This window comes from Dapis purpurea BLCC-M126, assembly GCF_050015975.1.
GTDB lineage: Bacteria > Cyanobacteriota > Cyanobacteriia > Cyanobacteriales > Microcoleaceae > Trichodesmium.
Genome location: NZ_JBNHER010000150.1, coordinates 20,301 through 31,535, shown reverse-complemented (window position 1 = coordinate 31,535; position 11,235 = coordinate 20,301). Strand labels below are relative to the sequence as shown.

Annotated in this window: 10 protein-coding genes; 7 read left to right on the top strand and 3 right to left on the bottom strand. The window is 35.1% G+C overall.

All coding sequences use genetic code 11. The annotated features are described in order from the left end of the window. Positions 1–71 precede the first annotated feature (71 nt). Both ACP6PL_RS13500 and pdxA read right to left on the bottom strand, forming a co-directional pair. On the bottom strand, positions 72–842 hold the full coding sequence (locus tag ACP6PL_RS13500; RefSeq protein ID WP_426545776.1) for a hypothetical protein: 771 nt from the start codon (positions 840–842) through the stop codon (positions 72–74). 1,059 nt (positions 843–1,901) lie between these two features. Further along, positions 1,902–2,960 carry a 4-hydroxythreonine-4-phosphate dehydrogenase PdxA gene (pdxA, locus tag ACP6PL_RS13495; RefSeq protein ID WP_426545795.1) on the bottom strand — a complete coding sequence of 353 codons (1,059 nt, stop codon included), beginning with the start codon at positions 2,958–2,960 and terminating at the stop codon, positions 1,902–1,904. 46 nt (positions 2,961–3,006) lie between these two features. Here pdxA and petM point away from each other — a divergent pair, with 46 nt between their 5' ends. From petM to ACP6PL_RS13460, 7 genes are all read left to right on the top strand, one after another. Next, positions 3,007–3,108 (top strand): cytochrome b6-f complex subunit PetM, encoded by a 102-nt coding sequence (gene petM, locus ACP6PL_RS13490; protein ID WP_063823346.1) that lies wholly within the window; start codon positions 3,007–3,009, stop codon positions 3,106–3,108. A 456-nt stretch (positions 3,109–3,564) separates the two neighbouring features. Continuing rightward, complete coding sequence (locus ACP6PL_RS13485; protein WP_426545775.1) at positions 3,565–4,542, top strand: SDR family oxidoreductase; 978 nt, start codon at positions 3,565–3,567, stop codon at positions 4,540–4,542. A 586-nt stretch (positions 4,543–5,128) separates the two neighbouring features. Further along, positions 5,129–6,046 carry an NAD(+) kinase gene (locus ACP6PL_RS13480; protein WP_426545774.1) on the top strand — a complete coding sequence of 306 codons (918 nt, stop codon included), beginning with the start codon at positions 5,129–5,131 and terminating at the stop codon, positions 6,044–6,046. Positions 6,047–6,358: 312 nt separating this feature from the next. Beyond that, the gene (nblR, locus tag ACP6PL_RS13475) at positions 6,359–7,054 is read left to right on the top strand and encodes a response regulator transcription factor NblR (protein WP_426545773.1); all 696 of its coding nucleotides are present in this window, start codon (positions 6,359–6,361) and stop codon (positions 7,052–7,054) included. 193 nt (positions 7,055–7,247) lie between these two features. Beyond that, positions 7,248–7,775, top strand: coding sequence for a DUF192 domain-containing protein (locus tag ACP6PL_RS13470; RefSeq protein ID WP_426545772.1), 528 nt, complete (start codon positions 7,248–7,250; stop codon positions 7,773–7,775). A gap of 1,376 nt (positions 7,776–9,151) precedes the next feature. Continuing rightward, positions 9,152–9,343, top strand: a complete 192-nt coding sequence (locus tag ACP6PL_RS13465; RefSeq protein ID WP_426545771.1) for a hypothetical protein — start codon at positions 9,152–9,154, stop codon at positions 9,341–9,343. A gap of 269 nt (positions 9,344–9,612) precedes the next feature. Then, on the top strand, positions 9,613–9,840 hold the full coding sequence (locus tag ACP6PL_RS13460; protein WP_426545770.1) for a DUF2949 domain-containing protein: 228 nt from the start codon (positions 9,613–9,615) through the stop codon (positions 9,838–9,840). Positions 9,841–10,023: 183 nt separating this feature from the next. Here ACP6PL_RS13460 and ACP6PL_RS13455 read toward each other — a convergent pair whose 3' ends face one another. Beyond that, positions 10,024–11,181, bottom strand: a complete 1,158-nt coding sequence (locus tag ACP6PL_RS13455; RefSeq protein WP_426545769.1) for a pyridoxal-phosphate-dependent aminotransferase family protein — start codon at positions 11,179–11,181, stop codon at positions 10,024–10,026. Positions 11,182–11,235: the final 54 nt, after the last annotated feature.

Below are 11,235 nucleotides of genomic sequence, written 5' to 3'. Positions count from 1 at the left end.
GGATTTATAAATGTGACATAGACTATTAAAGTTTATAATTGATGATTCAGAATCATTAAATTTCTCAATTCTCAATTCTCAATTTTCAATTCTACATTCATCAAAGATTCTCCAATTAGTTTGTAAATCTCTCTCAAATCTTCAGCTTCAAATGACTTAATTAACTTTTCTGCTGCCTTTTGAGAATTCTTAGGAACTACTACCCATAATTCTTTATTTAACTTACCTTCTGGTTGTTGTTCCAACCAATTTTTTACCGCAATTCTTCCTGATTCAGTAATTTGGTAAAAACCTCTCCCACTTTTTTTTGATTGTTCCAACCATCCCAAATGTTCCCATCGTTTTCTCCATAGTTGAGCAGTGCTATGAGCATAATCTAATATTTCTCCTATTTTAGATGCGTTTAAAACTTGATTATCTGGGCAAGCTTCCACAAGTTTTGCGAATTTATGAAAATAATTTGATGGATTTCCTAAATCTTTAAGTGGATCTTCTGGGATGTCAACTTTTGTTGTTTCAGTTGATTCTAGTCCGCTAATTAATTCTTCAATTTCTTTCGGTTCACAACCTAATCCATAAGGTGGTTGAGCACGACATAATTCTTCATAGCTATTAAATGGTTTTCCTTGCTCATCAAGTAATTGTTGATAAGCTGCTGGTTGTTTCATTAATTCACGCCATGCCTTTAATTGTTCTGCATTAGCAACTATACTTTTCTTTAGAACAGATTGTAGTTTTAACTTAATCGCAAGTGCCCATTGTGGTGTTCCAGGAGTTGTGCTAATTCCTCCTGTTTTCCCTAAAGTTTCATAATCCATTTTTCCCTGCATAGAAAAGGACATTTTCTTCTAGGTTATCTAAGATAATTTTTGAGTTTTTAAGCATTTAATTTTTTGCTGGCTCATACTTTAATAGGTATATTTTTAGGTATTGATTTTTTCCTATATTCCCTAATTTTTTCCTAGAAGATTGAGATAAAACAAAATTTTATTAGCAAGTATTTTTACCTAACAATAAAATTTGTCGGCTTCTTTATACTAGCTATTTGTATATTTTCTATTTTAGATTATAGATTCACTAAGTCAACTACTCTGGGCATAAGTATCGCAGAAGCCAGAAGTTAGAAGTCAGAAGCCAAATTCGCAGCACGGCCTATATTTGAGAATGTCCTAAATAGTAGTGGTGACTGCTATATTATCTCGGACATTTGACCCAAAGTTCAAAAAAGGTAAGTTATTAATTATTTCAATTGATGGGACTTAGATCAAAGAGAGTCGTCAAATAGCTGTCAATCTATACAAGGAAAATTTTCAGTTAAAAAATGTATAGGTGTTATATCAAATCAGCTGAATTCGGTATAAAAAAATGTTCCATCTGAGCGCTATTGCCAAATCTTTCCCTTACCTCCCCACTCTTCTCACATCTTTATATGTAATTACACTAATGCTACTGAATTTGATATTCTAAGTTATTAGAGGGTATAAACTAGAGAAAAAATTCTTAACACTAAGGTAGTTGAGTTAATTTTCAACTATAGCGCTACTGTTTAGAGTTGGTATTACATTCAAATTCCCTGGAAAACCATTATTAATATTTGCTCTCTTCATTTAGGTCGCTTAAACCTCCCCTTGATAATTCTTAACTTCCTACTCCTGACTCCTAAGAGCTGATAATAAGTAAATGTAACGAGTGTAGAGCGGATTTAATAAACTCAACTAAACTGACCTTATGTCAAGCCTTTCTGTTAAACCACCCTCTTACATTTTTTTCAAAATTATCATAATTAGATATTTTGGACTGACAGAGCTAATTTTGTGCATTAGCATTACAGCGGGTTTATTTGATTGAATATTGATGTATTAATTGAAACTGCGAACTGCCCCTACAATTTTTTTCAACATTTAATTACACCTAGCTACTGAAATTCTCTGTAGAATAAACTCTTTAGCTAACCGTATTGCTGCTTTCATACTTGTAGCATCAGCAATACCTTGACCTGCTATATCAAATGCTGTACCATGATCGGGAGAAGTCCTAACAAATGGTAGACCAATCGTAGTATTAACAGCTAAATCAAAAGCCATGAGTTTTACCGGAATTAAACCTTGGTCATGGTAAAGTGCCAAATAAGCATCGTAAGTATTTGCTTTTAAACCTAACCAAGCTTGACCAGGTTTAACCCACATCGTATCCGGTGGCACTGGCCCATAAAGCTGTATATTTGGTCGGCGATCACTTTCTTTATCCAACCAGGGAATCAACCAATCTTGTTCTTCTGTTCCTAATTGCCCATTTTCTCCACTATGAGGATTTAGGCCAGCAATAGCAATTTTGGGCCTGGAAATGCCAAAATCCTTTTGTAAACTTTCCACCAGTAATTCTAATTTCCAACTCATTAACTCTGGTGTTAAAACAAGTGGTACTTGACTTAATGGTATATGTGTGGTGGCTAAAAGGGAGCGAAGTACAAAATTATTGTGGGGTGAACGAGCAACAAATAACATTCCAAATTTTTTGACTCCTGCTTTTTCTGCTAAAAGTTCCGTTTGTCCAGGATATTTATGACCAGCCATCTGCCAGCAAGTCTTGGAAATAGGAGCAGTCACAATACCCTGGAACTCTCCAGCTAAAGTCTGGGCGATCGCCTTTTCCATATAACAAAAACTAGCTTCCCCACTCACAGCATTACCTTTACCTAGACAAATATTTTCTAACTTTCCATCAAACTCTACATCTAAAATTTTCAAATTTTCCCAATTGACAAGTTTTTCGAGAGATAATTTTTGATAGGTTTCTTGCAAAATTTGACGACTGCCAACTATTGTCAAATCACAATTTTCTGTCAGCCTCATATCTACTAAAGCCTTGAGAACTATTTCTGGCCCTATACCTCCAGGGTCTCCAATAGTTAGTGCTAAACGAGGAATTGTCTTTTTTATTTCACTTACAGGTGTCTTCATCATAGCTTAAAATACATATACACTTTGTATAGGAGTATCTAAGAACATGAGTGGTGAGATTTTCAATGCAGCAATTTTGTCTTTTTCTGTAATCTTGATTGGTTTAGCAGGAGGCTTCCTCTTACTTAAATTACAAGGAGGCGAATAATTACCTTCCAAGTTTAAGGTATACCACTACTAGACTGACACAACTAAAATGGTTCTCTGCGACGGATTGCTACATGCCTTTCACAGTCTAAATTTTAGCCGTAAATACGCACCAGACTGGACTGACACAGCTAATTTTGTGCATTAAATTGTTGGGGCGGGTTCATCTGATTAAATATTGAGCAATTTTAAGTTAACGGGAACCCGCCCCTACTATTGGAACATTTTAGGTGTGTCACAACAATACAAACTTTGCTGAATGCTCATTGCTATATAAGCACTTAGCAGTATTCCCTTATTTTTATTAAGTGAGGAATGCTAATCATGGTAGTATGATATCTTTTAAGGAATTAAAGTGAAGAATAAAAATATTACTCAAAATGTTAAGTTTTGTAAAAAAATGAGATAAACTTGGTAAAGTGATTAATGACTCTTTAATATAAATAACAAAACTTTTATGAAACTATTGGTTATAGGGGCTACTGGTACTCTTGGTAGGCAAATAGTACGTCGTGCCCTAGATGAAGGTTATGAAGTACGCTGTTTAATCAGAAGTTATAGTAGAGCATCCTTCTTGAAAGAGTGGGGAGCCGAACTAATAGGAGGAAATCTCTGTAAGCCTAAAAGTCTGATACCTGCTTTGGAAGGAATTGATGCAGTAATAGATGCTTCAACTTCTAGACCAACAGACTCTCTGAGTATTAAACAGGTAGACTGGGAAGGAAAAGTATCACTAATTCAAGCTCTAGTAGCTCAAGGTGTTGAACGTTTCATATTTTTCTCATTTTTAAATGCAGAAAAATATCCCCAAGTTCCTCTTCTAGAAATTAAGCGATGTACAGAACTTTTTATTGCTGAATCTGGATTAAAATACACAATATTAAAACCCTGTGGCTTTTTACAAGGCTTAATAGGTCAATATGCAGTGCCAATTTTAGATAAGGAAGCAGTTTGGGTACCTGGTCAAGGAACAGCTATTGCATATATGGATACTCAAGATATTGCTAAATTTGCTATCCGCGCTCTTTCAGTTCCCGAAACAGAAAATAAAAGTTTTCCAGTTGTAGGACCTCGGGCTTGGGATGCCAACGAAATTATTAGGATGTGTGAACGACTTTCTGGTGAAAAGGCCAAAGTAACGCGCACTAACATTAACTTATTGCGTATATTCCGTCAGTTTACCAGGTCATTTCAATGGGGTTGGAATGTGGCAGATAGACTAGCTTTTGCAGAAGTATTAGCCAGTGGTCAGCCTTTAACAGCTTCTATGGATGATGTTTATCCTGTATTTGGCATTAATCCTGAAGAAATAACCACCCTAGAGTCTTATCTACAAGAATACTATAGTCGGATTATGAAAAAGTTGAAGGAAATAGAATACGAGCAAGCAAAATCAGGAAAAACAACCTCTAAAAACAAACCTTTCTTCTTCTAAAGCTTCTAACTGTAAGGATGTCACAAATAGTTTCAAAGTATACAAACTATAATATGTGAAATAATTTCCTGAAATTACTGGAGCGTCAAAGTTCTGATTCTATAAAATCTGACTTTTGACTTCTGTGAAACGGTATCATAAACATTTAACAGAAATATAGTCATACACAGTTAAATATAGTCTTTTGTCTCCAGAAATTTGGGCAAATATTGAGATAATCTAACTTTGTTAGTAATAATAGAAAATCAAATAGCCTCAAGAGTCACCGATCTGAGTTCAATAGGGTGAAATTCCTGGACTTACACGCTACCTCTAGACACATAAGAACCTACGTCCAAGCCTCTGTATTATGACCAAGCAGAAATTGAATCAGGGAGATAATCATAAAAAGAGGAATACAAAAAGCAGTCCCAAATGTCTTTGGCCATGGGATAGAGGAGCCAGTGCGTTGGGCGGGTTCCCCGACTTGAAGCAACTGGCGGGGTGTTGTAGTTCACCCAGTCAGGGTAAAACTGGCAAAATAAGGATATGTCTTATGTGACTATATTTTTATGAACTATAACCACCCTGAACTAGATTTTTTCGAGTGTCAAAAATAGGAATAATTTATAACGATGCTAAACCCATAGCTTGTCGCATAACTAATGACTTAAAAGACAAGCTAAAAGCTGATGGCTATGATGTTCAAGTCACCAATGGTGCAGAGGGAATTTTAGGTTCTCCTCATCTAGAACGTCCTGTATGTCATACTCCGATAGACCAGCTAGTTCCTTCTGGCTTTACAAAGGATATGAAATTTGCCATTGTCTTAGGAGGAGATGGTACAGTTCTGTCCGCATTTCGTCAAGCAGCACCTTCTTGTATCCCACTCTTAACCGTTAATACAGGTCACATGGGTTTCTTGACTGAAACTTTTGTCAATCAGTTATACCCAGCTATTGAACAGATTCTAGCAGGAAATTATGAAATAGAAGAACGGACTATGCTAGAAGTACGTCTGTTCCGAAATGATGAGTTATTGTGGGAAGCTCTCTGTTTAAATGAAATGGTTTTGCATCGGGAACCGATGACTTGTATGTGCCATTTTGAAGTTAAAATTGGTAGGCACGCTCCTATAGATATTGCTGCTGACGGTATTATTATTTCTACTCCTACTGGTTCTACTGCTTATTCTTTATCCGCAGGAGGTCCTGTTGTTACTCCAGGAGTTTCAGTCTTACAGCTCTCACCTATTTGTCCTCATTCTCTTGCATCCCGTGCTTTAGTTTTTGCTGATACTGAAGCTGTAACTGTTTTTCCAGCAAGTCCAAATCGTCTGATGATGGTTGTAGATGGTAATGGTGGATGTTATGTTCTGCCTGAAGATAGGGTACGAGTCAAACAATCACAGTATAAAGCACGTTTTATTAGACTTAAACCACCGGAGTTTTTTCACATTCTCCGGGAGAAACTGGGATGGGGACTACCACATATTGCCAAGCCAGCTTCTGTAGAACTGCCTTAAATTAATATACTTCTCGGTAAAGTTAAAAACCTTCAAAAAACTTGTTTTTTCTTGTATTTCGTACTTAATGCTCAGAGTTTTTATGTGTACTAGCATTGGTGTGGAAAAACTCATAGCTCTAGTCTTCAGAATAAATCTATCACTTAAATAGCTAAGTTTTGAAGGAAGTTGAATACTTTTGCACTTTTTTGAGGATAACACACAATACCTTTCTCTCATTTTTTGTAACAATTCTCAGTGCTAGACTAACTCAAATATGTTAAAAAAATCAGGATTATATTCAAGTAGTCTACATTATAAGTGAGTCTTAGTATGAGTACACTAACTGTTGACCAAAATCGTTCTGTCTTAATAATAGAGACTGATGAAATTCTAGCCCAATATGTGAGCTTGGACTTAAAAGAGTCAGGCTATCATCCAATTGTTGCTAATAACTCTAGTTTAGGTATTCATAGAGCTATGGAGCTTAAACCTGCTCTAATTGTGATTGATAGAATGTTGGCGGGGGAATCTGGACTATCTTTGTGTAGTAATCTGAGGAAAATGGGTAATAAAATGCCCATGTTACTTTTGATGGCTCGCGACCAAGTCGAAGATCGTGTTGCTTGTCTAGAGTCTGGAGCTGATGATTATTTTCTCAAGCCTTATCGGAGTGATGACTTTTTACAATTAATTAGCTTTTATTTGCAACCTAGTACATTAGACAAAGATCAGTTGAGATTTGGGAATTTAATTTTGGACTTGGGTGGTCGGCGGGTCTTTTGTCATGGTCGTAGTATTGAATTGACTATGAAAGAATTTGAGCTGTTAAAGTTTTTAATGGAGCATCCTCGCGAAGTATTGAGTCGTGAACAGATTTTAGAAAATGTTTGGGGTTATAATTTCTTAGGTGAGTCTAATGTAATTGAGGTGTATATTAGATATTTGCGCCTGAAAATTGAGGGAGAAGGTGAGAAGAGATTAATTCAGACTGTCCGTGGTATTGGGTATGTTCTGAGAGAAACTTAGAATGATATTTCATTAATTGATAATGGATAATTGATAATTACCTCTGGTTAAAACCGTTCGGGAATTGAAGATAAGGAAATATCCTAGCACTTTTTTTCCCCTATCCAAGGGGAGGCTTTAAACCCGAATTATTTAATTATTAATAATTAATAATTGGGTAACTACAAGTTATTAGAAAATTTGAGATTCTGTTATGGGTAGTAAGTTTGGTTTATTTAAGTCTGGAATAATTCTGTTTTTGCTTGGCTTTTCGCTACAAATAACATTTGTTCAAATTTCACAGGCTATTAGTATTCAAGAACAAGCTCAACACCCATCAAATTTTCAGGTATCTCAGCAAGGCCAGGTATTGCCAATTACAGCTCAAGCTCAAATATCTGGTCAAATAATTAATTTGGAGGTGGCGAAAACTCCTAAAGAGCAAGCAATGGGTCTGATGTATAGAACTGAATTAGCTGATGATCGGGGAATGCTATTCTCTTTTGACCCACCTCGGAAAGTTAACTTCTGGATGAAAAATTGCAAAATATCTCTTGATATGATATTTATTCGGTCTGGTGTAGTTAAGGCGATTACTGTTGATGTTCCTCCTTGTTTAACCGATCCTTGCCCTGTATATGGATCTGGTGTACCAGTAGATCGAGTTATTGAAGTACGGGGAGGACGTGTCACGGAATTAGGTTTGAAGGTTGGAAATCGAATAATAATTACTAAAAATTAGATGCTTTGAGGAATTGATGTTAAATAGGTAAGGCAAATCAGTAGTAAAGACAAGAAAAATACCAGCAAACTAAAATTTTGTCTAAAATAGCATTTATTAATTTAGTGAGAGATAAAGGTTTTGGATTTTATCGAATAGGAAATAGGTAAGAGAAAAAATATTGTATTTCACTTATAATGACAACCCCTAAGTAGATCAAAATTAAAAAATCAACATAAATAACAAAATTGAAAACCAATGAACAGCTTATAAATACCTTCTTTCAGTTTTTTTACAAAACTAAATATACATTGCTTTAATCGTCCCTAACTACTTATATTCTAAATCTATAACTGCAACTCCTAGAAGAACGAAATTCTAAATTATGTTGACAAAATTTAAGAAAACTTTTTATTATTTTACTTACTAGCTATATACAGTAAGATTATAATTTGCTATACTATAATACCAAATTACATTGATTAACCTAATTTTCTGTTGATTCAATGGAAAGCTTGCCTTGTTGATAGTCTATGTCCTTGGGTTGATTTAATTGGTGTGAGAGAGATCGAATTTTGTGCTGGCCTAAAAACTTAGTAATATGTTTTTATGCACAAAAATAACTACAAAGAATGTTTGTATTGTGAGTCAAATATAATATACAAGCATCCAGGTAAAGTTATTGTATAATCAAATGACTTGAGCAAGGTTCGCCTCATAAGTGGTAATAGTTTTAATTAAACATCACTACTTAAACCCTATACTATAACTAGTTATGTTTTTTAACTTAAGTAGTTAGAATTCAATAGCAAGTTTTCTCTAATTGTGACTGATAGTAATAGTAAGTTAGTTTTAACTAGCTCTGAGTTAAAGTTAAGTATTTCTGGATTGATGAACCGTAATTACTGACTACTATTCAAAAACATCTGGTTTCAGCGAAATCAAACTTTTTGAGAAGGTTAAAACATATCCTTTCAAATAATTGAAAAGCTGACTGCTTTTTTAGCTTCTATATAATAGCACTAATCTATTAAGGTGTTTGATACTTGTACAAATTGACAATCTAATTGTAGTAGACTTTGACATAACTGTATTAAGTGCATAAGTACCTTCAGTCTAGCAGTATATATTTTGAGTAATTCTAATTTAACTAAAATCTATCTTATTTTGCGGAATGGCAACGGAGACTTATGTAGATCCAAACCGAAGGAAGCTAAGGCTATCTTGTTGTTTTGATAGGTAACTTCCATCTTTTGTTTAGTTCATCAAAAAAGTTTTTGAATTTGGTTCTAAATACCATTTTTGTAACAATATACCTAACTGAAAAAATCTTATGAGTGAGGGTAGGAGTCAGGTAGGGAAGCCGTCGAATTAGCGACGTACAGCAGTCAAGAGAAATGGGAATTATAGAGGAGGTAGTTGGATATATTTGTCCTTTGATTTTTCCACCCTTGTTTGCTCAAACTTCTAACTTTTTGACCTTTAGCGATCGAAAAGTTTGTACTTTTTTAGATCCAAAAAGACCAAAGCCTTTATTTGTAAAAACTTTGAGAGTTAATCAGCCAGCCCTAATTATTGCTCAGACCTGATTATACTGACTACTCTCATCTTTTATTAAGTGCAACTTAATGGAAAAATGGTATAAAAAATTTCTAGCTATAGAACAGATCAAAAACTGGCTGATACTAGCTTTATACATAAAAATATTGACTTTATGATAGTCAACAATTGCTTAGTCAAGGTAAAAAATATTAATTCCATTGACTGGAAAATTCTCTCAAAGATGTAACGTACATATTTTATTAAAAATAAAAGTTACACAGGAAATGGTCTCTTAAAAAAGGAGGTGAACAGAAATATGACATCAACAAACTATGCTCGCTTTATCAATTTTTTGCAAAATGAATTATCTATCTCTTCAGCTTCCATAGCAGTTGCTGAACGAGCTAGTGTTACTTCAGAATTATCATGTACTCAACCAGACTCTAATGCTTTTTCGATGATTTTGTGGCAATACGGTTTGGTTACTCTAGAACAATTAGATAAAATATTTGATTGGCTACAAGACACTTATGATTTCAACTAAATATAAAGAGCACAACTACTCCAAATAGTAAATGTAAGTCTAATTAAAAACTAAATTTCAACCCGATAAAAATAAAATAGTGAAATTTGGTTTTTGAAGACGTAGCTAGTAGTAAACACTCAATCTGACGATTAATATCTTCATCTTCACAATTTACTACTAACTACTAAATTGCCAATTTAATTATGATTCGGTTAAAACTTTAGAAGCAGCAGTTATACCTGCCCCTGGAGTAAAAGATTCATATCCCAACTCTGCCAAAGTAGTTTCTAAGGCAGCGATCGCATTCAGAATGTCTCTTTCACAGACAAAGCCTAAATGTCCAATACGGAAAATTTTTCCTTTCAGATGGTCTTGTCCACCAGCTAAAGCAATATCAAAACGTTTTTTGATCAGAGCACGCACTTTTTCTGCGTCTACTTCTGGTGGAGGAGCAACTGCTGTAACAGCAGAACTAGCTACTGCATCTATACCTAGTAAGGGTAACCCTAAAGCTTTAATTGCTGCACGAGTTGCCCTCTTTAAACGATCATGTCGAGCAAAAATATTTTCTAACCCTTCGGCTTGCATCATTCTAAGTGTAGCTTGCAAAGCAAAGAATAGATTTACTGGTGGGGTAAAGGGTGTAGTATTTTTAGCTGCATCTTTACGATACTTACCTAAGTCGAGATAGTAACGTGGTAACTTAGCTGTTTCATAAGCCTTCCAAGCTTTAGCGCTCACACTTACAAAAGCTAAACCAGGAGGTATCATGTAACCTTTCTGAGAACCAGAACCAACAATATCAAGACCTAACTCATCTATTGGTAAGTTGACAGCCCCAAGACTTGTGACAGCATCTACTATAATTAAAGCCTCACCATGAGCTTTGACATAACTATTAATAGTTTCTACATCATTTAAAACACCTGTAGAAGTTTCGCTATGGGTAAAAATAACCGCTTTAATTTGCTTGTCTTTATCTGCTTCTAGCTTTTGACGAAATTCTTCTGTGTCTAGAGCTTGGCCCCACTCTGCTGTGATTTTCTCAACTTGGAGGCCATAAGCTGTTGCTACTTCTGCCCAGCGATCGCCAAACTTACCATTACATCCACATAATACGCGATCACCTGGACTCAGGAAGTTAATTATACCTGCTTCCATAGCTCCAGTCCCACTAGATGCTAAAATCAGCACATCATTTTTTGTTTGATGCAGCCATTTAAGGTTTTCTGTTACCTCTGCCATAATTTTGGAAAAGTCACCACTTCTATGGCCTATTGGATGTTTAGCCATAGCTAGTAATGCTGTCTCCGGCACTGGAGTTGGCCCAGGAATCATTAACATCAGTTTATCATCCATTTTTTTTGTTCCTTTGTTGTGTTTTACTTCGTCGATGTCTATGTTCATTTATAC